The 23,461-nt window shown below is 74.6% G+C and carries 18 protein-coding genes; all 18 read right to left on the bottom strand.

Going from position 1 to position 23,461, the window contains the following annotated elements; genetic code table 11:
* The gene (locus IE265_RS10170) at positions 1-1,983 is read right to left on the bottom strand and encodes a DUF5107 domain-containing protein (protein WP_190035095.1); all 1,983 of its coding nucleotides are present in this window, start codon (positions 1,981-1,983) and stop codon (positions 1-3) included.
* 40 nt (positions 1,984-2,023) lie between these two features.
* The gene (locus tag IE265_RS10165) at positions 2,024-2,932 is read right to left on the bottom strand and encodes an arginase family protein (RefSeq protein WP_190035094.1); all 909 of its coding nucleotides are present in this window, start codon (positions 2,930-2,932) and stop codon (positions 2,024-2,026) included.
* Positions 2,929-3,474, bottom strand: coding sequence for a GNAT family N-acetyltransferase (locus IE265_RS10160; RefSeq protein WP_190035093.1), 546 nt, complete (start codon positions 3,472-3,474; stop codon positions 2,929-2,931). The genes IE265_RS10165 and IE265_RS10160 overlap by 4 nt, the downstream gene beginning before the upstream one ends.
* Positions 3,475-3,538: 64 nt before the next feature.
* Complete coding sequence (locus IE265_RS10155) at positions 3,539-4,462, bottom strand: S66 peptidase family protein (protein WP_190035092.1); 924 nt, start codon at positions 4,460-4,462, stop codon at positions 3,539-3,541.
* Complete coding sequence (locus tag IE265_RS10150; protein ID WP_190035091.1) at positions 4,459-6,438, bottom strand: prolyl oligopeptidase family serine peptidase; 1,980 nt, start codon at positions 6,436-6,438, stop codon at positions 4,459-4,461. The genes IE265_RS10155 and IE265_RS10150 overlap by 4 nt, the downstream gene beginning before the upstream one ends.
* Before the next feature lie 7 nt (positions 6,439-6,445).
* Entirely contained in the window at positions 6,446-7,765 is a 1,320-nt protein-coding gene (locus tag IE265_RS10145) for a M20/M25/M40 family metallo-hydrolase (RefSeq protein ID WP_190035090.1), read from the bottom strand.
* The gene (locus IE265_RS10140) at positions 7,758-8,594 is read right to left on the bottom strand and encodes a M55 family metallopeptidase (protein ID WP_190035089.1); all 837 of its coding nucleotides are present in this window, start codon (positions 8,592-8,594) and stop codon (positions 7,758-7,760) included. Before IE265_RS10140 ends, IE265_RS10145 begins: the two co-directional genes overlap by 8 nt.
* A gap of 46 nt (positions 8,595-8,640) precedes the next feature.
* The gene (locus tag IE265_RS10135) at positions 8,641-10,434 is read right to left on the bottom strand and encodes an immune inhibitor A domain-containing protein (RefSeq protein WP_190035088.1); all 1,794 of its coding nucleotides are present in this window, start codon (positions 10,432-10,434) and stop codon (positions 8,641-8,643) included.
* A 90-nt stretch (positions 10,435-10,524) separates the two neighbouring features.
* Complete coding sequence (locus tag IE265_RS10130; RefSeq protein WP_190035087.1) at positions 10,525-11,202, bottom strand: GntR family transcriptional regulator; 678 nt, start codon at positions 11,200-11,202, stop codon at positions 10,525-10,527.
* 39 nt (positions 11,203-11,241) lie between these two features.
* Entirely contained in the window at positions 11,242-12,243 is a 1,002-nt protein-coding gene (locus IE265_RS10125; protein ID WP_190035086.1) for a proline racemase family protein, read from the bottom strand.
* Between the two features lie 155 nt (positions 12,244-12,398).
* The gene (locus tag IE265_RS10120) at positions 12,399-13,295 is read right to left on the bottom strand and encodes a dihydrodipicolinate synthase family protein (protein ID WP_190035143.1); all 897 of its coding nucleotides are present in this window, start codon (positions 13,293-13,295) and stop codon (positions 12,399-12,401) included.
* Positions 13,286-14,854 (bottom strand): NAD(P)/FAD-dependent oxidoreductase, encoded by a 1,569-nt coding sequence (locus tag IE265_RS10115; RefSeq protein ID WP_190035085.1) that lies wholly within the window; start codon positions 14,852-14,854, stop codon positions 13,286-13,288. Before IE265_RS10115 ends, IE265_RS10120 begins: the two co-directional genes overlap by 10 nt.
* Positions 14,847-15,155, bottom strand: a complete 309-nt coding sequence (locus tag IE265_RS10110) for a (2Fe-2S)-binding protein (RefSeq protein ID WP_190035084.1) — start codon at positions 15,153-15,155, stop codon at positions 14,847-14,849. The genes IE265_RS10115 and IE265_RS10110 overlap by 8 nt, the downstream gene beginning before the upstream one ends.
* Positions 15,152-16,426 (bottom strand): NAD(P)/FAD-dependent oxidoreductase, encoded by a 1,275-nt coding sequence (locus IE265_RS10105; protein WP_190035083.1) that lies wholly within the window; start codon positions 16,424-16,426, stop codon positions 15,152-15,154. The genes IE265_RS10110 and IE265_RS10105 overlap by 4 nt, the downstream gene beginning before the upstream one ends.
* A 195-nt stretch (positions 16,427-16,621) precedes the next feature.
* The gene (locus IE265_RS10100) at positions 16,622-17,344 is read right to left on the bottom strand and encodes a class I SAM-dependent methyltransferase (RefSeq protein WP_190035082.1); all 723 of its coding nucleotides are present in this window, start codon (positions 17,342-17,344) and stop codon (positions 16,622-16,624) included.
* Positions 17,345-17,498: 154 nt separating this feature from the next.
* Entirely contained in the window at positions 17,499-20,033 is a 2,535-nt protein-coding gene (locus IE265_RS10095) for an ATP-binding SpoIIE family protein phosphatase (RefSeq protein WP_190035081.1), read from the bottom strand.
* A 181-nt stretch (positions 20,034-20,214) separates the two neighbouring features.
* Positions 20,215-22,644: an MFS transporter gene (locus IE265_RS10090; RefSeq protein ID WP_373302923.1), complete on the bottom strand. Its 2,430-nt coding sequence runs from the start codon at positions 22,642-22,644 to the stop codon at positions 20,215-20,217.
* Positions 22,645-22,873: 229 nt separating this feature from the next.
* Complete coding sequence (locus tag IE265_RS10085) at positions 22,874-23,317, bottom strand: SRPBCC family protein (RefSeq protein WP_190035079.1); 444 nt, start codon at positions 23,315-23,317, stop codon at positions 22,874-22,876.
* Between the last annotated feature and the right edge of the window lie 144 nt (positions 23,318-23,461).

Genomic DNA, 23,461 nt, shown 5'->3' with positions numbered 1-23,461 from the left:
TCACGCCCCGCCGCCGCCCGATGGCCGCATCCGGAAGTCGTAGCGCTCCGGCAGCGGCTCGTCGGTGATCCGGGACCACAGCGCTCCGACGGCCTCGGCGCCCTCGCGCAGGTCGGCGACCTCGAAGCCCGCGTCGAACACGGCGCGCGCCGCGTCCCGGTCGCCCTCCGCGAGCAGCAGCTCCGCCTCGATCAGGCGGAACCTGCCACGTCGGCGGGTCGCCGGGCGCAGCCGCTCCCACACGGATCGCGCCGGTGCCGTGCGCCCCACCGCGAGCAGTGCGGCGACGGCCTCCCTGCCCAGTGCGGCGGTGGCGGCGGTCCAGGCCTCGCCGTCGTCGCGGCGCTCCCGGCACAGGTCGTCGAAGGCGTCCGTGTAGCGGTCGGCGGCGCGTTCCCGGTGGCCCGCCTCCAGGTCGGCGACCGCGAGGCAGCGCAGCAGCGGCCACTGGGACGGGGCGAGGCCCAGTGCCCGCTCCCAGCTGCGCACGGCCTGGGCCCGGTCGCCCGCGTGCCACTGGGCGACTCCGAGGTGGTACTCGGTGTGCGGGTGCGCGGGCGCGGTCTCCAGGAGGTCGCGCCAGTGCGGCGCGACGAGCGTCTCCCCGGGAGGCCCCGCCCTGCGGGGCTCGGGCAGGGAGCCGGAGCGGAGCAGGTCCTGCCACGGCGCCTGGGCGTCCCCGAGGGCCGATTCGTCGAAGGGGGTGCCGGGAAGGCTGTGCCCGGCGCGCAGCACTTCGAGCGCGCCCCATCCGGAGCCGGTCGCGAGCAGTTCGCCCGGCTCCGTGTCGGCGGCGGTCCGCCACGCCTTGTACGCCTCCTCGAACCCGGCGCGCGGCAGCCGCCGTTCGAGCCGTTCCTCGACGTCGGAGCAGGCGGCGGCCCAGTCCGTGCCGTGCACCGTCCCGGCGTCGGCCGTGAGCGGACCGTACGCCTCCAGCCACGCCACCTCGCTCTCCCCCTCGAGCCGCACGTGCTCCAACTGCGTGCGGGCGAGCCCGGCCTGGATCTCGCAGTACCCCTCGGTGCCGGGTTCGGTGAGCCACTGCTGCCAGCGGCGGCCGCCGCTGCCGGTGCCCCACACGAACAGCTTGCGTCCGCGCAGCACGTCGGTCGACGTCTGCACCAGGCCCCGCCCGTCCGCGTCCACGGCGGCCATCCAGCGGCGCCGGCCGTCCGGCAGTTCGTAGAAGTGGTCGGCGGGGTACTCGCTGCGCCGGGGGTACGTCCGGTCGGTCCCCCCGTGCACCGGGACCGGTACCCTGCGCAGCCGTCGCTCGGGGCCGAAGTGCCAGGCCTCGTCGGCGGGCGCGAGCACCCTGCGGTCCTCGGGGACGGCGGTGTTGGACCACCAGTACAGGGGTACCGCCCGCTCGTGCGGATTGCGGACGCGGACGCCCGCGTACAGGAAGTCCGAGCCGTCGGGCAGCCACAGGTCGACCTGGAACGGCAGGTCGCGCAGCCGTTCCCACTCCCACAGGCGCAGCATGTCCCCGCCGTCGGGTGCGGTGACGCGCGCGGCGTGCACGGGTGCGCAGGCCAGGGTCGAGTGCCCGGTGGCGCCGGTGTTCCATTCGATGCCGCCGGAGAACCAGGCCCCGTTGAGCGCGAAGTCCGCGGGCTGGAACACCGGGTTGCGGTACAGGAGTTCGCGGTCGCCCGGCTTGTGGACCAGTGAGACGACCCGGCCGCCGTATCCGGGCAGGACGGTCGCGCGCAGCCGGTCGTTCTCGATGACGAGGGTGTCGACGGCCCGTGGTGCGCGGCTCCTGCCGTATCCGTCCCTGAGCCGCTCCGGCAGCAGGCTGCGCAGTCGCCCGTACCCGATCTGGCGGGCCATGTCCCGGGGCAGGCCCTCGCCGTCGCGTTCGTCCGGCCGGTGGATCTCGTCGGGCGGGCACAGCGGGGGCAGTGGGTTGTCCGGGCCCACGTCCGCGACCGGCAGGGTCAGCACGTCACGTCGGATGGTCGTCACGTCGCCCATGGAACAGGCTGTGCGACTCCCCGGCCAGGGGCACTCCGGGTCAGGATTGGGCAAAGGCCGCGACGACGATGTCCGCGAGCAGGGCGCCCGCGGTGCCCTCCGGGTCCAGATCCGGGTCGTAGATGGTGACGTTGAAGCCCACGCAGCGCGGGGAGCCCACCAACGGCCGCAGCAGGGCGACGAGTTCGTCGGGCATCAGGCCGTCCGGGTCGGGGCTGTCGACGGCGGGCATGACGGACGGGTCGAGCACGTCGGCGTCCAAGTGCACCCAGAATCCGTCGAGTTCCTTCGCGTCGAAGCTCTGCGCGGTCGTCCGGCCCAGCGTGTCGGCGCCCCATTCGCGCAGGTCGCCGACCGTCACCGTGGGGATCTTCAGCTCGGCGAGTTCGGCCCGGTCCTCCTCGAAGCAGTCGCGGATGCCGAAGAACCGCACGTCCTCGTCGCGCAGATAGGGCTTCAGCCCTTCGAGGTCGGTGAGGTCGTCCTGGCCGCGGCCCGTCGCCAGGGCCACCTCCTCGCCGCCCGCCGCGCCGATCCGCTCCGAGTTGCCGGGGTGCCGGAAGTCCGCCGAGGCGTCGACGGCCACGAGTCCGTACCGTCCGAGGCGCCGCAGGGCCAGTGAGGCGCCGAGCTGGATCGAGCAGTCGCCGCCGAGGACGACGGGCAGGTCTCCGGCGCGGACATGGCGCTCGACGCGGTCGGCGAGCCTGACGGTGTAGGCGGCGAGCGCCCCGGCGTTGAAGACTCCGTCGCCCTCCTGCCAGTCGCCGCGGTCGTAGCGGGGCGGGACGACCACGCCGCCCTCCAGTGCGCCGAGGCGCTGGACCACGCGTTGTTCGCGCAGGGCCCCGGCGAGTTTGCAGCAGCCGGGCACCGTGCCCGGCGCGGGCGGACGCAGTCCCAGGTTCGAGGGGGCGTCCAGGACCACGAGGCTGCGTACGGGACTCATGAGGGCACCATATCGGCGGTGACGGCCCAGCGTTCGTGATCGCGCCAGGCCCCGTCGATGAAGAGGAACGCCGGCGAGAAGCCCTCCAGCCGGAAGCCGCAGCGGCGGGCCAGCGCGATCGAGGCGGCGTTGCCCGGCTGCACGTTGATCTCCAGCCGGTGCAGCCCGAGCGGGCCGAACGCGTGCCGCACGACCAGGTCCAGCCCTTCGCGCATCAGACCGCGTCCGGCGGCGTGGGCGAAGGCGCCGTAGCCGAGCGCCCCGCAGCGGAAGGCGCCCCCGACGATGTTGTTGATGTTGATGTACCCGGCGATGCCCGCGCCGTCCGTCTCGCAGACGAGGAACCCCGCCTTCGTCGGATCGTCGATCAGCCGCCCCGCGTACGAGGCGTAGGCGGCGGGGCTGTCGGGCGGGAACAGCCACGGCTGGTGCAGGCCCTTGCTCTCACGCACCCGCGCGGTGAACTCGGCGCCGTCCGCGTGGGTGAAGGGGCGAATGCCCGCGCGAGGGCCTTCGGCGAGGTATTCGGCGGTACCGGACATGACGTCACGGTACGCCCCCGGCCGCCTCCCCGGCCTCGCCGCATGGACGCCCGCCCCCGCGCCGCTACGCGAGCGCCGGCGCCTCCAGCGTCAACGTGCCCGCCTCCGCGTCCAGTTCCGCGCGCACGCCGAACGGGACGGTCAGCGCCCCGTCGCAGTGACCGAACCCGAACTCCTCGGCGATCGGCACGCCGAGTCCGCCGAGCCGGTCGAGGAGCAGCGCCCGGACCTTCTCGTACGGGCCGCATCGGTCCCACGAGCCGAGCAGGATGCCGCAGACCCCGTCGAACCGGCCCGCCCGCAGGAGCTGGGTGAGGGAGCGGTCCAGGCGGTACGTGTCCTCGCCGACGTCCTCCAGGCACAGGAGGCCACCGGGTTCCGGGGGCCGGGCGTACGGGGTGCCGATGTCGGTGGCGAGGAGGGCCAGGCAGCCGCCGAGGAGTACGCCCCGGGCCCGGCCGGGCACCAGGGCCCGGCCGTCGGAGACGAGGGTGCGCACGGACTCCGGCTCGAGGAGGGTCGCCCGCAGGTGTTCCTGGGCGCGCGCGTTCTTGACGAAGTCGAGGCCCGCGACCATCGGTCCGTGCAGGGTCACGAGGCCCAGCCGTGCGGCGAACGCCTCGTGCAGTGACGTGATGTCGCTGAAGCCGAGGAACACCTTGGGTCCGGCGGCGCGCAGCGCGTCCCAGTCGAGCAGGTCGACCATGCGCTGCACGCCGTAGCCGCCGCGGGCGCACAGCACGGCGTCCACGGACGGGTCGCACCACGCGGCCTGGAGGTCCGCGGCCCTGTTCCGGTCCGTGCCGGCCAGGTACTCGAACTCCTCGTGCCTGTCCAGGACATGGGGCGCGACGACGGGGTCCAGGTCCCAGCCGCGCAGGATGTCCAGGCCCGCCGCGAGCCGTTCCTCGGGGATCGGCCCGCTGGGGGCGACCACGGCGACCCGGGAGCCCGCACGCAGCCTGGGGGGCCGGACGAGTTCTCTCACTTGCCGAGCTCCAGGGTCGCGACACCGGGTGGATTGAGGCCGAAGACCTGTGCGTACAGGGAGAGTTCGGCCTCCAGGGCCCGGATCATCGTGTCGGCCCGCCGGAAGCCGTGGCCCTCGCCCTCGAAGGCGATGTAGGCGTGCGGCACCCGCCGTTCCCGCTCCTCGACCCGGGCCAGGAAGCGCTCGCACTGGGCGGGCGGGCAGATCACGTCGTCGAGCCCCTGGAGGAGGAGGAAGGGCGCGGTGACCCGGTCGGCGTGCTCGCTGGGCGAGCGTTCGGCGTACCGTCCGGGGACCTCGGCCAGCGGGCCGACGAGGCTCTCCAGGTACTGGGACTCGAAGTCGTGGGTCTCCCCCGTCCCCCAGCCCGCGAGGTCGAGGATGGGGTAGATGATGGTCCCGCAGGCGTACACGTCGGTGCTCGCCAGGGAGGCGGCGGCCGTCCAGCCGCCCGCGCTGCCGCCCCGGATCGCGAGCCTGTCGCGGTCGGCGGTGCCCTCCTCGGCGAGGGCGAGGGCGACGGCCGCGCAGTCCTCGACGTCCACCACGCCCCACTGCTCCCGCAGCCGGTTGCGGTACTCGCGGCCGTGGCCGGTGGAACCGCCGTAGTTGACCTCGGCGACGCCGATGCCGCGGGAGGTGAAGTAGGCGATCTCCAGGTCCAGTACGAGCGGGGCGCAGCTCGTGGGGCCGCCGTGCGCCCAGACGACGTACGGGGGGAGTTCGTCGTCGGGGGCGATGTGGCCGGGGTGGTGCGGGGGGTAGATGTGGGCGTGGACCTCGCGGCCCGCGGGGCCGGTGAACGTGCGGATCTGCGGTTCCGGGTAGTGGGCGGGGTCCACCGGGTCGTCGTGCGCGGCGCCGACCACCCGGGCGCGGCCGGTGCGGGCGTCCAGTTCGACGACCTCGTAGGCGCTGCGCGGGCTCGCGGCCACGGCGACGACCCGGCTGCCGTCGGCGGCGAGGGTGGCCGCGAACTCCGTCCAGGGTCCGGCGGCGTCGACGACCTCGCCGGTCTCCGGGTCGAGGATGCCGAGCGCCGTGGTGCCGCGGCCGTGCACGACCGCGATCAGCCCGCTGTCGAGCGGTGCGAACCAGCGGCGCCCGATCGTCCACAGCGGCCCGCCGAACTCCTCCTCGCGCGGGCACAGCGGCTCGCCGTCCCGGTAGAGGTTCCACCAGCCGGTGCGGTCGCTGACGTGGAGCAGGGACCCGTCGGCCGACCAGTCGGCCTGGGCGATGGACTCGTCCGGGCCGCCGGCCGCCTTCCGCGCTCCCCTCAGCGTTCCGTCGGGGGCGACGTCGGCGACCATCAGCTCGGTGCCGTCCCACGGCATCCGCGGGTGGTCCCACACGAGCCAGGCGGCCCGTTCGCCGTCGGGCGAGAGCCGCGGGCCGGTGACGAACCGGTTCTGCCCGTCGGTGAGTTCGCGCACCGCGTCGCGGTCGTCGGCGGCCGAGCCGTCCAGCGGCACGGCGGCGACGACCCGGCGCACGTCGGTGGGCCCGTCGCCGGTGAACTCCTCCAGGACGCACCAGACCTCGCCGCGCTCGGGGCGCACCTGCGGGTCCACCCAGCGCAGTCCGTCGCCGACGGGCGACACGGGTGTGAGGGGGCGCGGCAGGGCGTCCGGGACGGCGGGCTCGTACGCGTACAGGCGCTGGTCGGCGAAGTCGACGAAGACGACGAGCGGGCCGTTCCCGCCCATCGTCCCGTCCCAGGGCCGGCCGCCGTACTCGATGACGCGGCTGCGGACGTTCCAGGGGGCCGGCAGCACCGACTCCTCGGTGCCGTCTGGCCGGCGGCGCACCAGGGTGCGGCGGCCGGCCTCGGTGGGCCGGGGTTCGGTCCACCACGCCTCCTCGCCCACGAAGCCGACGTGGTCGGGGTGCCCGTCGTGAGCGGCGGCGAGCGCCGCGTCGATGGGCGAGGGCCAGGAACCGTAGGCCAGGGTCTGCACGATGTCCCCCATTTCTTCCCTAGGCCGTGCGCAGAAAGCGGTCGAGGACGCGGACGCCGAAGTGGAGCGCCTCGACCGGCACCCGCTCGTCCACTCCGTGGAACAGGGCCTGGTAGTCGAAGCCCGCGGGCAGCTTGAGCGGCGCGAACCCGTATCCGGTGATGCCGAGGCGTGAGAACTGCTTGGCGTCGGTGCCGCCCGACATGCAGTACGGCACGACGTGCCCGCCCGGCGCGAACTCCGCGACGGCGGCACGCATGCCGGCGAACGTGGGCGAGTCGACGGGTGCCGTGAGGGCGACCTCGCGGTGCTGGAACTCCCAGTCCACGTCGGGTCCGGTGAGCTGGTCGAGGGTCGCGCGGAACTCGTCCTCGGTACCGGGCAGGAAGCGTCCGTCGACGTGCGCGACGGCCTCGCCGGGGATCACGTTGATCTTGTAGCCGGCGTCGAGCATCGTGGGGTTGGCGCTGTTGCGCACGGTGGCCTCGACGAGGGCGGCCGCGGGGCCGATCTTGGCGAGGAGGGTGTCCACGTCGTCGAGGTCGGGCTCGACGCCGTACAGCGCGGCGAGTTCGGTGAGTGCCGCGCCGACGGTCGGAGTGAGCCGCACGGGCCACTCGTGGGCGCCGATCCGCGCGATCGCGGCGGCGAGCCGGGTCACGGCGTTGGCGCGGTTGACCTTGGAGCCGTGGCCGGCCCGGCCGTGCGCCGTGAGCTTGAGCCAGCCCGTGCCCCGCTCACCGGCCGCGACGGGGTAGATCTCGCGGCCCGTGCCGTCGTGGAAGGTGAACGCCCCGGACTCGCTGATGCCCTCGGTGCAGCCCTCGAAGAGGCCGGGGTGCTTGTCGGCGAGGAAGCCCGAGCCGTCCTCGGCGCTGGCCTCCTCGTCGGCGGTGAAGGCGATGACGAGGTCGCGGCGGGGGCGCACTCCGGTGCGCGCCCAGTGCCGGACGACCGAGAGGATCATCGCGTCCATGTTCTTCATGTCGACGGCGCCCCGGCCCCAGACGACGCCGTCGCGGACCTCGCCGGAGAACGGGTGCACGCTCCAGTCCTCGGCCTGCGCCGGTACGACGTCCAGGTGGCCGTGGACGAGCAGCGCGTCGGCGGACGGGTCGGTGCCCTCCAGCCGCGCGACGACGTTCGTGCGTCCCTCGGTGCGCTCCAGGAGCGTCGGCTCCAGGCCCGCCTCGGCCAGCAGGGCGGCGGCGTACTCGGCGGCCGGACGCTCCCGGCAGTCGCCGCCTCCGCGGTTCGTCGTGTCGATCCGGATGAGGTCCGAGGTGAACCGGACGACCTCGTCCAGGGCCTGCTGGTCGGGGGTGTGCTGGTCAGCCATAGGTCTCCTCCACGGCGGCCGAGACGATCGTGGTGACCGCCTTGAAGGTGCGGATGCCTTCGTACATGGTCGGGCTGGTGTAGGCGATCCTGCGCTCGCCGGTGCGCTCGACGCCCGGGACGACGGTGGCCGCCATCGCGAGGTGCTCGGCGTCGAACTCCAGGGCCACGGTGAACGGCCCGGCCGCGACGGGCTCGTGCCGTACCGCGAGGCCGGTCGCCTCCTTGGCCGCGGCGCGGATGTCGGCGGCCGTGCGGGCGGGGGTGCGGCACACCGCCGCGTACCGCGACACATGGTCCTTGACGGCGACCTTCAGTGCCTCGGGCGCGTAGCCGAGCGCGTCCTCGCAGGCCACGTCGTCGCCGGTGACGAGCACGACGGGGACGCCGTACTCGGCGACGACCAGGGCGTTCAGCAGGCCCTCGCTGGCGCGTACGTCGTCGACCCAGACGCCGGTGATCGAGTTGGCGAGGTAGGTGTGGGCGAGGACGCCCTCCATGCCCGCCCCGGCGTGGTAGCCGATGAAGGCGATGCCGTCGACGTCGCCGTGCTGCACGCCCTCCACCATGGAGAGCGACTTGTGCCGTCCCGTGAGCATCTGGGCGCGTTCGTCCAGTTGCTCCAGGAGGAGATTGCGCATGGTCCAGTGGGCCTCGTTGACGAGGACCTCGTCGGCACCGCCGTCGAGGAAGCCGAGGACCGCCGCGTTGACGTCCGAGGTGAACATCGCGCGGCACCGCTCCCACTGCGGTGTGCCCGGCAGCACGTCGGCCGGCCAGGTCACACCGGTGGCGCCCTCCATGTCGGCGCTGATGAGGATCTTTGCCATGCTCCAGTTGTATCGCAGTCCGTCTGCGCCCCACAGGGGTGGGCCCTCAGCCGGACGAACCGACCGAAACCTTCACCCGGCCGTCGGGGTACTCGCGGTCCACGGTGATCGTGGTCCCGGAGTCGGCGTCGTGGCTGGAGCCGTAGGGGGCGGCGGCGTGGTGGTGGGTCCTGCCGCGGTCGTCGAAGACCGGGACGCCCGGCCGGGACGGGACGGTCGTGCGCACCCCGCCGACGTGGAGGACGAGCGGGGCGGTGGGCCTGCGGCCGAAGGGCGCGTCGTACGCCTGGAGGCGGTTGCGGAGCACGGCTCCCGAGGGGCCGCGGAAGGGCTCGGCGTGCGCGTCGACGGGAAGGATCAGGCCGTGGCCGCCGTTGGCCCTGGTCCGGTTGTCGCGGTACCTGGTGTTCCAGTACCAGATCAGGACGCCGGTCCCGTAGCCGAGGCGTTCCTTCAGCCGGGGTTTCGATCCCGCCCAACCCAGGTGGAAGGGACCGGACTTGAGGTGGACGTCGTCCCCCGTGTACTGGCGGTTCTCGACGACGTACGAGCGGCTGTTGCCGTCCGCGTCCGCCGGGAGCCGCACCACGAGTGCCTCGCTGCCCGGGGTCGCGGAGTTCACGGACAGCGGGTTCAGGGTGACCGTGGCCGCGGTGCCCGCCTCGACGGCCTCGTGGTCGAGCCAGCCGAGCTGGAGCTTCGCCCAGGCGCCCAGGTCCCCCGGGTGCCGGGCGAGTTCGTGCTCGTCGGAGAGCAGCGAACCCTGGGACATCGCCGACCAGAACCCGGTGGAGTTCTCGCCCCCCGAGGTGTCGTACAGGTCGGGCAGTCCGAGGTCGTGGCCGTACTCGTGGGCCAGGGTGCCCAGCCCGCGGTTCTCGTTGGTCATCGTGTAGTCGTTGACCCAGATCCCCGAGCCGCCGACGGGGCTGCCCCCGTCGTGGTTGCCGTTGGCGGGGCCGAGCCGGCCCGCACCGCTCTGGAGGTGGCTGACCGTGCCCCGGTGGGAGCCGAGGGTGTCGGTGCCGCGCGCCCCGCCGCCGTTGGCCTGCGACTCGCCCGCGAACATCATCATGACCCGGTCCAGGTAGCCGTCGGGCTCGTTGAAGACGCCGTCCCCGTCGAAGTCGTTGCGGTCCCATCTGTCGTACGTGGAGAGGTACTCGGCCAGCCGGCGGGCGCTCCACCCGTCGGCCCGCCGGTCCTCGTACCACTGGTCGAGGCCGTCGGTGACGAGCCGTCTGTTGCAGTAGTACGTCGAGACGGCCGCCCCGTTCCTCGTGCAGGAGTCGGTGCCGTAGTACGCGAGCCGGTGGCCGACACGCGTCCAGGCGTGCACGGTCCCGGTGATCGAGTAGGCGCCGCTGGACTGGCGCCGGTAGTAGGACTTGAGGGAGCCGCGCCACCTGCCGAAGATCTGCCGCCGGTAGTAGTCCCTGCTGTAGTCCCGCGTCCACACGGTGGTGTTGTCGGTGGAGCGGTCGGGCCGCGGGATGTCGTTGTGCCGCTGGTCGGGGAACTCGACCGGCAGGACGAAGACACGGTCCGTGGTGCGTCGCGTCTCGGCGTACCGGCCCGCCCGGTACTCGATGCGCTGCGAGGAGCCCCGCGTCTCGGGGACCGCGCGGCCTGCGGCCACCTGCGCGACCGCCAGCGCGCGCGCCCGGCTGCTGCGCCGACCGGCCGCGCTGAGCAGGTCGTGGCCGGGCGCCCGCGCGGCCGAGGGCGCGGTGGACGCGCGGACCGCGGACGCCGCGGTGGAGTTGCCCGGCGGCAGGACGGCGAGTGCGGCCAGCACCGCCACAACTGCGGCCTGCGTTCTGCGGATGCGCTTGCTCACCGTGCGTTCTCCTCCGGGCTCCTGGGGCGAACTCAGGAGAGCACGCGGGCGCGCGGGGGCGGGGTTGCCCGGCAGCGTGTCGCGGTTCGCTCACCCGGCCGCCCACAACCCCCGCACGTGTCCCAGGTGTCGGGTCATCACGGCCCGTACGGCGCTCTCGTCGCGGGCCGCCAGCGCGTCGAGGATCTCCAGGTGCTCCTCGGCCGAGGCCTCCAGGCGGCCGGCCTCCACCAGTGCGTGCAGCCCGTAGAGCCGCGAGCGCTTGCGCAGGTCGCCGACCACCGCGACCAGGTGCTCGTTGCCCGCGAGCGCCAGCAGTCCGAGGTGGAAGCGGATGTCCGCCTCGACGTAGGCGATGAGGTCCCCGTCGGCGGCGGCCGTGACGATCTCCCGTGCCACCGGCCGCAGTTGCTCCAGCGCGGCCGGCTCCGCGGTGGTCGCGAGGGCGGCCGTGGTGGGGATCTCGATGAGTGAGCGGATGTGGGTGTACTCGTCGAGCTGCCGCTCGGACACCGCCGTCACCCGGAAGCCCTTGTTGGGCACGGTGTCCACCAGGCCCTCCTTGGCGAGGTCGAGCATGGCCTCGCGGACGGGTGTCGCGGAGACCCCGAAGCGCCCGGCCAGACCGGGCGCCGAGTACACCTCGCCCGGGCGCAGTTCGCCGGCGATCAGTGCGGCCCGCAGGGCGTCCGCGACTCGCTCACGGTAACTGGGCTTCTTGCCGCCCAGCGTGGGCAGGGCGGGGGCGCCGGGGCGCTGGGCGGGCATCGGTCGGGCTCCTTCGGGGTCACGCGGTGGCGGCGGGGTCTACAGGACGAAGCCCGCGGGGAACGGGTCCTCGGGGTCGAGAAGGTACTGCGCGGTGCCGGTCACCCAGGCCCGTCCGGTGAAACTGGGCAGCACGGCGGGCGATCCGGCGACCTCGGTGGTGCCGAGGAGCCGTCCCGTGAAGTGGGTCCCGATGAAGGACTCGTTCAAGAACTCGGTGTGCAGGGGCAGTTCGCCGCGCGCGTGCAGTTGCGCCATGCGCGCGCTGGTGCCCGTGCCGCAGGGCGAGCGGTCGAACCAGCCGGGGTGGATGGCCATCGCGTGCCGTGAGTGGCGGGGCGTCGACCCGGGTGCGAGCAGCTGCACGTGGTGGCAGCCCCGGATGGACGGGTCCTCCGGGTGGACCGGCTCCCCCTGGGCGTTGACGGCCTCCATCAGTGAGAGCCCCGCGGCGAGGATGTCGTCCTTGCGCGCCCGGTCGAAGGGCAGCCCGAACGCGTCGAGCGGCAGGATCGCGTAGAAGTTCCCGCCGTACGCGAGGTCGTAGGTGACGGTCCGGCCGTCGGCCAGCTCGATCTTCCGGTCGAGCGCGACGGCGAAGGACGGCACGTTGCGCAGGGTGACCGCCCTGGCCGCGCCGTTCTCGACGGCCACCTCCGCGACGACGACTCCGGCCGGGGTGTCGAGACGGATGGTGGTCACCGGTTCGACCACCTCGACCATGCCGGTCTCCACCAGGACGGTCGCGACACCGATGGTGCCGTGGCCGCACATCGGGAGGTAGCCCGACACCTCGATGTAGATGACGCCGAAGTCGCAGTCGGGCCGGGTCGGCGGCTGGAGGACCGCACCGCTCATCGCCGCGTGGCCGCGCGGCTCGTTCATCAGCAACTGCTTGATGTCGTCCCGGTGTTCGCGGAAGTACAGGCGCCGCTCGTTCATGGTGGCGCCGGGGACCGTGCCGATCCCGCCGGTGATCACGCGGGTCGGCATGCCCTCGGTGTGCGAGTCGACGGCGTGCAGGACGAGTGTGCTGCGCATGGTCTCCCTCTCGTCGTTCGGGGTCTCGCTGCGGTCGGTGGGCCAAGCGCGCCGGACGGCGTGCGGGCGGGCGGCCTTCGGGTACGGCCGACCGCCAACGGGCCGGCGCCGGGCGGGGCGGTCCTCCCGCTACCCGGCGCCGGGCGGTGCGGCCGTCAGGCGAGTCCGGCGGCGACGGCCCGTTCGGTGGCCTCGCGCACCTCCCGCTCCTGCTCGGGCAGGAGCGGCACCCGGGGCGCCCGTACCGGACCGCCGCGGCGTCCCACGACGTCCATCGACAGTTTGATGGCCTGTACGAACTCGGTCCTGGAGTCCCAGCGCAGCAGCGGGTGGAGCTGCCGGTAGAGCTTGCCCGCCGTCTCCAGGTCCCCCGCCACGGCGGCCCGGTACAGCGCGACGCCCGCCGCGGGCAGCGCGTTGGGGTAGCCGGCCACCCAGCCCTTGGCGCCGGCCACCGCCAGCTCCAGCAGCACGTCGTCGGCGCCGATCAGCAGGTCGAGTTCCGGGGCCAGTTCGGCGATGCGGTACGCGCGGCGCACATCGCCGGAGAACTCCTTGACCGCGTGGATCAGGCCTTCGCCGTGCAGCCTGGCCAGCAGTTCCGGGACCAGGTCGACCTTGGTGTCGATCGGGTTGTTGTACGCCACGACCGGGAGGCCCGCCGCGGCGACCTCCGCGTAGTGGGCGAGGACGGAACGCTCGTCGGCCCGGTAGGCGTTGGGCGGCAGCAGCATCACGGAGGCACACCCCGCGTCACGCGCCTGCTCCGCCCAGCGCCGGGCCTCCGCCGAGCCGTACGCGGCGACGCCCGGCATCACGCGTTCCCCGCCGATCGCGGCGACCGCGGTCCTCACCACGTCGGCCCGCTCCCGCTCGGTCAGCACCTGGTACTCGCCGAGCGAGCCGTTCGGCACGACACCGTCGCAGCCGTTCCCGACGAGCCAGGCGCAGTGCTCGGCGTACGCGTCGTGGTCGACGGAGAGGTCGTCGCGGAGCGGGAGGGCGGTGGCGACGAGGACACCGCGCCAGGGGCGGAGGTCGGTCATGGTGATTCCCATCCGGTCGAGGGGCTGTGACGTGTCGGTCGGGGAGCCCGGTCCGACACGGGGGCCGACGCCGGCCCTGAATGCGGTGCCGGGTCCGACGGCGGGGCCGGGTCCGGGGCCGAGGCCGGGTCCGGGGCCGGGTGCGGGGCCAGGTCCGAGGGCGGGGCCGGGGCCGGGTCGCGTGCCAGGACGCCGAGCGGTACGGGGTGGGCGAACGGGCGTCGTGGGGCGGCCTCGGGACAGCCGGCGAGCCCGGCCACGGCGGGGCCGCACATCCGGCCCTGGCACCAGCCCATCCCCGCGCGGGTCAGCAGCTTCACCGTACGGACGTCCCCCGCGCCGAGTTCGCCGACGGCCTCGCGGACCGCGGCGGCCGGCACCTCCTCGCAGCGGCACACGACGGTGTCGTCGGTGACCTGCTCGGCCCACCGGGCGGGCGGGGCGCAGACGCTGTCGACGGCGGCGAAGAACGCGCGCAGGGCGGCCCGTTCCCGGGCGGGGGCCGCGTACGAGCGGGGGTCGGGCGTCCGCGCGTGCAGCCGGGCGGCGACGGACAGGCCGGCGATCCTGCCCTCGGCGAGGGCGAGCGCCGCGCCGCCGATGCCGGTGGCCTCGCCCGCCGCCCAGACGCCGGGCACGTCGGTGCGCTGCTCGTCGTCCACGGCGACGGCCACCCCGTCGAGCCGGCAGCCGAGGGCCTCGGCGAGGTCGGTGTGCGGGAGCATGCCGTGTCCGACGGCCAGGGTGTCGCAGGCGACGCGCCGCTCCGTGCCCGGCCGGACCCGGCCGTCGCGGTCCAGGGCGGCGACGGTGACGGCTTCGAGATGCCGGCTGCCGTGGGCCGCGACGACGGTGTGCCGCGGCCGGACCGCGATCCGGTGCCGGGCCAGTTCGGCCGCGTAGCGCGCGCCCTCGACGAGCTTCGCGGGACGGGCGGCGAACACCCGGACGTGGCGCAGGAGGTCCCGGGGGTCGGCCCATTCCACGAGGGCGGCGACCCTCGCTCCGGCGGCGGCGAGCCCGGCGGCCACCGGCAGCAGCAGGGGCCCGGTCCCGGCCACCACGGCGGTACGTCCCGGCAGCACGAGCCCGCCCTTGAGCATCGCCTGGGCGCCGCCCGCGCTGAGCACACCGGGCAGGGTCCAGCCGGGGAACGGCAGCACCCTCTCGTGGCCGCCCGTCGCCAGCAGCAGCGCGTCGGCGCGCACGGCGACGGACTCCTCCTGCGCGGGACCGAGCAGGGCGTGGACGACGGCGGAGCCGGACTCGCGCTCCACGGACCAGACATGATGGTCCGTCAGCAGGGTGACGGCGCCGGACGCGATGTGCCGCGCCAGGCCGTCGCGCAGGCGTTCCCAGGTGCGCCACTGGTGGTGCAGGGCCTCGGGCCGGCGGGCGCCGAGGGCCGCGGCGGGCTGCCGGTAGAACTGGCCGCCCGGCTCCCGGGCGGAGTCGACGAGGGTGACCCGCACGCCGCGCGCGGCGGCGGCGAGCGCGGCCGTCAGCCCGGCGGGGCCCGCGCCGACCACCGCGAGGTGCGGCCGTCCGCCCGTCCGGTCAGTCATGGTGGCCGGTCCCCTCCTGGGTGCGGATCACGTCTCCGGGCTCCGCCGGCAGCAGGCAGGCCCTTTGGTTCGGGCGGCCGTTGACGGTCACCAGGCAGTCGAAGCAGACGCCGATGCCGCAGAAGACGCCCCGCGGTTCGCCGCCCGCCCGGGTCGTGCGCCAGGACGTGACGCCCGCCGACCACAGCGCGGCGGCGATCGTCCGGCCCGGCAGGACCGCGAGCTCGCGGCCGTCGAAGGTGACGGTGAAGGCGGGGCCCGGCTCCGCGCCGGCGAGTTCCAGCGGAGTGCGGCGCGTCACGGCGTGTCCTCGGGTCGGTGGAACTCCCCGGGCCTGCCCGGCGACTCCCGGAGCCGCTCGCCGGGCAGGCCCGCAGGGCCCTCCGCGGAGCGGTCCGGAGAGCCCCCGGGAGGGCTGTCGGGAAAGCGGTCGGGGCGGAACGGCGCGAGATCCAGGTCGGGCGCGCGTCCGATCAGCACCTGCGCCAGCAAGTGGCCCGTACCGGTGGCGAGTCCGATCCCCGCGCCCTCGTGCCCGCAGGCGTGCAGGAGCCCGGGCACACGCGGGTCGGGGCCGATCACGGGCAGGTGGTCGGGCAGGTACGGCCGGAAGCCCAGGTAGGCGCGCATGGCCCTGACGCCTTCCAGGAAGGGGAACAGCCGGGTCGCCCCGGCCGCGAGCGCCCGCGCCACGGGCAGCGAGAAGGAGCGGTCGAACCCGACCCGCTCCCGGCTCGCCCCGATCAGTACCGGGCCGCCCGCCGTGCCCTCGACCACCGGTGAGGTCTGCAGCGCCGCCGAGTCGCTGGCCACGTCGGCCACGTAGTCGGCGGCGTACACCTTGTGCCGCACCGTGGGCGGCAGCGGTTCGGTGACGAGGACGAAGCCGCGCCGGGGCAGCACCGGCAGGAACACCCCGGCGAGCGCCGCCAGTTCGCCGCCCCAGGTGCCGGCCGCGTTGACGACCGCCGGCGCGTGGACGTCGCCCCGCGGCGTGCGCACGCCGCGTACCGACCCCGACGCCGTGCGCAGCACGCCGGTGACCGTGCTGCCGGTCAGCAGGGAGGCACCGGCCAGCCGGGCCAGCCGTACGAGGTGGGCGGCTGCCAGCGTGGGCATCACCTGGGCGTCCTGCGGATAGAGGACACCGCCCGCGAGGCCCCTGGCGAGGTGCGGCTCCAGTTCGTGGAGGTCACCGGCGGCCACGGGAGCGGCCGCCACGCCCGCGGCGCGCTGCCCTTCGGCGAAGCCCTCCAGCGCCGTCAGTCCCCGCGGGTCCGAGGCGACCACGAGGCCGCCCTTGCGTTCGTACTCGACGGCGCGGGCCACCCCGGGCTCCGCCGCGATGCCGTCCCACAGCCGGGCCGAGAACAGGGCGAGGTCGAGTTCGGGACCCGGTTCCTTGTCCGAGACGAGCAGGTTCCCCTCGCCCGCGCCGGTCGTCCCGCCGGCCACGGGACCGCGGTCCACGAGGACGACGCGCAGGCCCGCCCGGACCGCGTAGAGGGCGCTCGCAGCCCCCACCATCCCGGCCCCGACGACCACGACATCGCAGGTCAGCGGCTTGGTCACGTCAGTACTATGTCACATACCTCTGTGCGCGCCAAGGGTGCCGGACCCGTTCGCGCACGGCTCCCGGCGCCCGCTCCGGCGCGGGCCCGAGCCCCCGCCCGGCCGGGGCGGACGGGCCCCGCCCCGAGGGGCGGGGCCCGGCGAACCGGTCGCGTAGACCGCCGCGGGCCCGTCCAGGACGGGCCCGCCCGGGACTCAGACGCGGCCCGCCACGAGCCACTTCGACGGAAGCTCGACGCGTGTGCCGTCGGCCAGGAACTCCGTCGTGGCGAGCGGCAGGTCGCCGCCGGCGAGGACCGTGAGCCCCGCGGCCCGCAGGAACTCCGGAACCGCCGCGTCGGCCACCTCGCCGGGTGCGATGCCGTGGCGCAGGACCGGCGCGAGCTTGGCGGGCGGCCCGCCGGGACCCCCGGCGAGTTCGCGCAGCCGGAGCCCGGCCGCCTCGGCGAGTTCGACCAGGAGGACCCGCCCCCGGTCGCCCACGAGCGCGGCGATGCCGTCGACGAGCGCCTGCCGGTCGCCGGGCTCGCACTGGTGCAGGACACCGCGCATGTACACGTTGGCGTCGCCGAGTTCGGCGTGCAGCGACTCCGCCTCCGTGCGGTCGGCCGCGTCGGCCAGGCGGTAGGAGGCCTGGCCCGCGGGGTCCGCCCGGCCCGCGTGGTCGAGGGCGGCGGCGGACAGGTCGACCCCGATGACCCTGGGGTAGCGGTCGGCGAGGAAGCGGGTCTGGGTGCCGTTTCCGCAGCCCAGGTCCACGAGGGGCAGCCCGGGGGCCGCGAGGTGCTTCTCGAACAGCGGCAGGTGGACGCCCGCGGTGAGCGCCGGCTCCGCGTCCCAGAGCACTGCCCCCTGCTCACCCGGGGCCTCCCGCCAGAAACCCTCCCAGGCTTCCCTGTACCCAGTCGTCACGCTCATTGCCGGCTCCCCAGGATGCGACCGCGGACCGCCCGGAACTGACGGGCAGTCCGGTCTATCGCGCCCGGGGCGGAGCGACAAGCATGCGGCGCGTACCTTCACGGCTCGTTCGCCGGCCGTGCGCCGGTCCGCGCCCCGCACGCCCCTCGTACGGTCAGCGCAGGGGCACGGTCAGTTCGAACCACACCGTCTTGCCGGAACCCGTGCGACTGGCGCCCCACTCGCGCGCCAGCGTGCTCACCACGCGCATGCCCCGACCGCGTTCGTCGAGCGGACCCGCGCTGAGCAGTGTCGGCAGGGTGTGGTCGTCGTCGTCCACCTCGCACAGCAGCGTGTCACCCCGCACCAGCCGCAGTTCGACCGGGCGGGCGTGGGAGTGGTTCACCGCGTTGGTGACGAGTTCGCCGACCATCAGTTCGGCGTGGTCGGCCAGCGAGGGCAGGTCCCAGACGTGGAGCTGTTCGCGGACCGCGGCGCGCGCCCTGCCGACCTCGGCGGGGTCGAGCCCGATCCGCCACAGGGCCACGTCCTCGGGCTCGATGCCGTTGAGCCGGGCCATCAGGAGCGCCACGTCGTCCTTGCGCCCGCCCCGGGTGTTGAGCGCCCGGATGATGGTGTCGCAGGCGTCGTCCATGGACGCGGCCGGGTGCGCGGCGGACTCGCACAGCGTGGCGAGCCCGACCCCGATGTCCTCGCCCCGCACCTCGACCAGGCCGTCGGTGCACATCACGAGCCGGTCGCCGGGCGCCACCCGGACACGTACGGACTCGAAGGGGACCCCGCCCACCCCGACGGGCGCGCCCGTCGGCAGCTCCAGCAGATCGCTGCGGCCGTCCTCGGCGCGCACCAGCACCGGCGGGATGTGGCCCGCGTTGGCGATCTCCAGCTCGCTCGCGATGGGGTCGTAGATCGCGTACAGGCAGGTCGCGAGGTAGTGCTCGCCCAGGCGCTGGGCCAAGTCGTCGAGATTGCGCAGCAGTTGGGCGGGCGGCAGGTCCAGGGCGGCCATGGTCTGCACGGCGGTGCGCAACTGGCCCATCATCGCCGCCGAGTTGAGCCCGTGGCCCATGACGTCGCCGACCACGAGCGCGGTCCTGGACCCGGGCAGCTTGACCGAGTCGAACCAGTCGCCGCCGACCCTGCCCAGCAGGGTGCCCGGCAGGTAGCGGGTCGCGATGTCGCAGCCCGACATCCTCGGGGCGATCTGCGGCAGCATGCTGTCCTGGAGGGTCTCGGCGACGCTCTCCTGGTACGTGTACATGCGGGCGTTGTCGAGCACGAGCCCGGCGCGCGCGGCGAGTTCGGCCCCGGTGACCCGGTCCATGTCGTTGAACTCGACGCGCTCCGGGTGCCTGAGCAGGATCATGAAGCCCAGGACCACGTTGCGGGCCTTCAGGGGCACGACCAGCATCGACCGGTGCGTGATCAGGGGCCGGATGTCGCGCTTCTCGAACTGCGCGGCGATCATGTGGCCCATCTGCTCGCTGATGCGCGGCACGAGGACGGGCTCGCCGGTGGTCATGCACTGGAAGAACGGGGTGTGCGCGGGGAACGGCATGGCCTCGCCGACCGGTACGACGTCGTCCCAGCGGCCCGGTTCGTCCGTGTGCTCCAGTGCCACCCGGTGCCACATCGTGGTCGTGTCGGGGACTCCGTCGGGGAAGCCCTCACCCGCGACCACCTGCTCGCGCAGATAGGTGCCGGCCACGTCGGTGAAGCGCGGGACGACGGCCCGGCTGACCTCGACGATCGTGCGGGACAGGTCGAGGGAGGTGCCGATGCGGCCGCTGACCTCGTTCAGGAACTCCAGCCGCTCGCGCACCGCCGCGTACTCGAGGTCCTCGGCCTCGGCGTCCTGCGGCGGCGGTTCGCCGGCGGCCGTCGCGGCTGCCGCGCGGGCCTGCCTGAGCCTGCGTTCCGCGCGGCGCGGCACACCCCAGTCGGGGGTCACGGGCACCAGGTCGTTCTGGCTGAACTCCAGCACGGGGTAGCCCAGTTCGAGTACCTGGGCGACGATCCTGGCGCTCTCCCCGACGCTCATGCTGGGCAGGATGTCGGGCAGCCTGCGGGCCAGTTCCTCGGCTCCGGGGAAGTCGGTGTGCAGGGCGAAGCCGGGTGCGATGCGCTCGGCCGCCGCGCTCCCGGAGGCGCCCTCCTCGCGCAGCCCGCCCGCGTCGGCGGCGAGCACGAGCAGCCGCTCCGGGCCGGGGCCCACGAGCGGGTACGCCCACCACAGCACGTCGACGCGGTCGACCCGGTCGCCGGGTGCCGCCGAGAGCCGGGCGCGGCCGGCCGCCGGGTAGGACAGCCCTCCGTCGAGGGACGACTCCAGGTCGGGGCCGAGTCCGTCGTAGGCGCCGTACGCGTGGGGCGTGGCGGTGTCCTCGGACAGGGCGCCGGAGACGGGCAGCAGGTCCATGGCGGGGCGCCCGACCGCGTCCTCCTTGCCGATGCCGAACAGCCGCCGCGCGCCCCGGCTCCAGTGGGAGACCAGGCCGTCCCGGTCGGCCACCACCACGGCGAGCGGGATGCGTCCCACGGCGACACCGTTCGGGCCGTTCACGCCCGAGCCGCCTTCCGGCACGTCCGGGCGGCCGCGGCCGATGCCACGATCGGCGTCACGGCCGGTACCGCGATCCGGGGTACGGCCGGCGTCGCGGCCGGTGTCACGGTCCGCGTCACGGTCCATGGCCCAGGCCCTCTCTCCGCACGGTCCGCAAGATCTGTCGCGCCGTCACCACGGTACGTCCGCGCCCGGTCGCCATGTGTGGCATTGCGGGAATTACCCCGGGCGCACCCCGGCGCGTACCGCGTTCGGCACCACGAGCGGGCGCGGCGCCGCACGGCGGACGCGAGTCGCCGGACAGTCCCTAGTGCCCCAGCCGGAGGTCGCGTTCGGTGCGTCCGCCCCCGGCGACCTGGAGGACCGTGGCCACCGGCGGGTATCCCGCGGCGATCACCGTGTACTCCCCCGACGGCAGGTCGACGAACCGGAACGCCCCGTCGCCCGCGGTCGTCACGGTGGCCACGACATTCCCGGCGGCGTCGAGCAGCGTCACCCGGGCGTCCTCGACCGGCCTCCCCCCGATGGCCCGTACGGTGCCCCGGAGCACGGCGCCGCCCGACAGCTCGATGTCCTGGCGGGTCTCCCGCGCGGCCCGCACGCCGACGGGCACGGCGGCCGGCCGGAGGGCGGGCGCGCTGGCGGCGAGGGTGTACTCGCCCGCTGCCAGCTCCGCGACGGCGTAGGCGCCCTCGCGGCCGCTGCGGGTCGCGGTCACCACCTCGCCGTGCACGTCGGTCAGCGTGACAATCGCGTCCCGCACCGGTGCGCCGTCCGCCGTCACCACCCGCCCCGCCAGTCGCCCGGCGCCGCCCAGCACCAGGTCCAGCGCGACGGGCCCTTCCCCTACCGTGATCCCGACGGCCTGCGGCTGGTGTCCGCCCGCCGCGGCGATCAGGACGTACGCGCCCGGCCCCGGCGTGGCCAGCCCGTACCGTCCGTCCTCGCCGCTGGTGGCGCGCCCGGTCTGGCGGCCCACGACGTCGATCAGGGTGAGCGCCGCGCGCGGCACGGCCGTGCCGTCGGGGTGCCGGACGGCGCCCCACACGGCGGCGCCTGCGCCGTGCGGCGAACGGGCCCGCGGGACAGGGGAGTCGACGGGGCCGGGCACCGGGTCGGCGGCGGGGGTGTCGTGGGGCACCGGGTCGGCGGCGGGGGTGTCGTGGGGCACCGGCGGTTCCTCCTTGAGGAAGCAGGCGACGAGCAGCCCCAGCACGAGCACCGGCACCAGGTGGAGGAAGACCCGTGGCACGGCGTCGGCGTACGCCGCCACGTAGCCGTCGCGGAGTTCGGCGGGCAGCGCGTGGACGAGTCGCGGGGTGAGGGAACCGGGGTCGGGCGCCCCGGCCCGAGCGGGCCCCCCGGGGGCCCGGACGTCGGCGAGCCGGGAGGCGAGGACGGCACCGCAGGCCGCGGCGCCGACACCGCCCCCGAGCTGCCGGAAGCAGTCGCCCACGGCCGTCGCGGTCGGGAGGTCGTGGGGGCGTACCGACTTCTGCACCGCGAGGACCAGCACCGGCATGACGAGGCCGAGTCCGGCGCCGAGGAGGGCGGTCCAGAGTCCGAAGTGCAGCCGGGGCGTGCCCGGTTCGAGCCGCGACAGGAGCCACATGCCGGCGGCCGCGAGGGCGCAGCCCAGGACCGGGTACGGCCGGTGGCGGCCGGTGCGGCGGATGAGCCGGCCCGCGACGACGGAGGCGCCGACGATGCCGCCCGTCATCGGGAGCATCAGGAGGCCGGCCCCGGTGGCGCTGACGCCCTCGACCATCTGCAGGTGGGTCGGCAGGTACCCGGCGGTGGCGAACAGGGCGGCCCCGACGGCCGCCCCCACGACGGCGGTGACGTTGAAGGCCCGGTCCCGGAACAGCCGCGGCGGGAGGAGGGGTCGGGGCGCGAGGCGCCCGACGACGAGGAGGAGCGCCGCGGCCGCGACGGCTCCCGCGCCGAGCCCGAGGACGACGCGGGAGCCCCACGCGTACTCGGTCCCGCCCCAGGCGGCGAGCAGCACCAGGCAGGTCGGCACGGCCGACAGCAGGAGGGCGCCCGGGACGTCGGGCCGGGCCCTGGCGGCGGGGGCGGGCGGCTTCGGCGCGAAGGTCACGACGGCGAGGGCGACGAGGCCGAGGGGCACGTTGACGTGGAAGCACCAGCGCCAGGAGAGGTGGTCGGTGAAGTACCCGCCCAGCAGCGGTCCCGCGAAGGACGCGACGCCGAACACGGCACCGATCAGACCCGTGGCGCGGACCCGTTCCCGGGGCGGCACGATGTCGGCGGCGACCGCCTGGACACCGATCATGAGTCCGCCCGCGCCGACGCCCTGGAGCGCGCGGAAGGCGATCAACTGGTCCATGGTGGCGGCCCGTCCGGCGAGCGCGGACCCGGCGACGAGGGCGACGATCGCGAACTGGAGGACGCCCCTGCGGCCGTACGGATCGACGAGCCGGGCGTAGACGGGCAGTGCCGAGGCCGACGCGAGCAGGGGGGCGGTGATCACCCAGGACATCCGGTCGGCTCCGTGGAGTTCCCCGGCGATCACGGGGAGCGCGGTGGCCACGGTCATCTGGTCCAGCGCGGCGAGCAGCATGACCGGCAGCAGCCCGGCTGCCACGACCAGGCGTGCCCGGCGTGCGCCGGGCGCCTCGAACCGCCCGCGCTCCGGCGGCTCCTGGAGGGTGACGTGCTCGTGGTCCGGGGTCCGCCGACCCCGTTCGCCGCCGACCGGAGTCGTCCCGCCCACGTACCGCTCCCCTCGTCGCGCCTGCGGGGCCCATTTTTCGCATTGCGCGACAACGGGGAGCAAGCGCGACGAGTCGCCCTTCATCGGGCGGAGTTGGACGAAACGGCCGGTGGGAGACCTGCGACGGGCGGAGGGGCGCCGTCGAGAACCACTCGATACGGTGAGCGCCGCGGCCGCGCGCGGACGTCACCCTCCGCGCGCCCGCCGGATCAGCGGAATCGCCCGGTGACTACTTCTCCACCTCGGCGGCGAGCTTCGCGAGCACCTCGTCGTGGATCCTGCCGAGGCCCTTCGGGGCGAAGGTCCGCTCGAAGAAGCCGCCGATGCCGCCGGCGCCGTCCCAGACCGTGCTCACGACGACCCTGGACCTGCCCTCACCGGCGGGGGTGACGCGCCACGTGGTCACCATCGAGGAGTTGCGGTCCTTCTCGACGAGTTCGCCGTCGGTGGGCTCGCTGACCTCCAGCAGGCAGTCACGGACTCGCTTGCTGGTGGCCTGGAGCTTCCAGTGCACGAGGGTGCCCTCGCCGTCGCCGCCCTCGCGCACCTCGTACTCGCTGTAGTGCTCCGTCAGGAGCTTGGGGCGCGTGCCGCTGTAGTCGGCCAGCGCATCGAACACGTCGTCCGGCTGACCCGCTACGACTCGTTCCGTGGTGGCCTCGACCTGCGCCATTGCGTTCCTCCAGCACTCGGGATCTCGGGCGTCAGCGCTCAGCCAACCATCAGGCGCCCGAGCCGCCCAAATCGGGGTCCCCGGAGGGCATCGAAAATGAGTTCGCACGATCAAGGGAACATGTGTTCTATTCTGTGTCCAGTG

It is taken from the genome of Streptomyces fructofermentans, from assembly GCF_014651055.1.
Lineage (GTDB): Bacteria > Actinomycetota > Actinomycetes > Streptomycetales > Streptomycetaceae > Streptomyces > Streptomyces fructofermentans.
The sequence above is the reverse complement of the archived record's forward strand: the minus strand, read 5'-3'. Positions and strand labels throughout refer to the sequence as shown.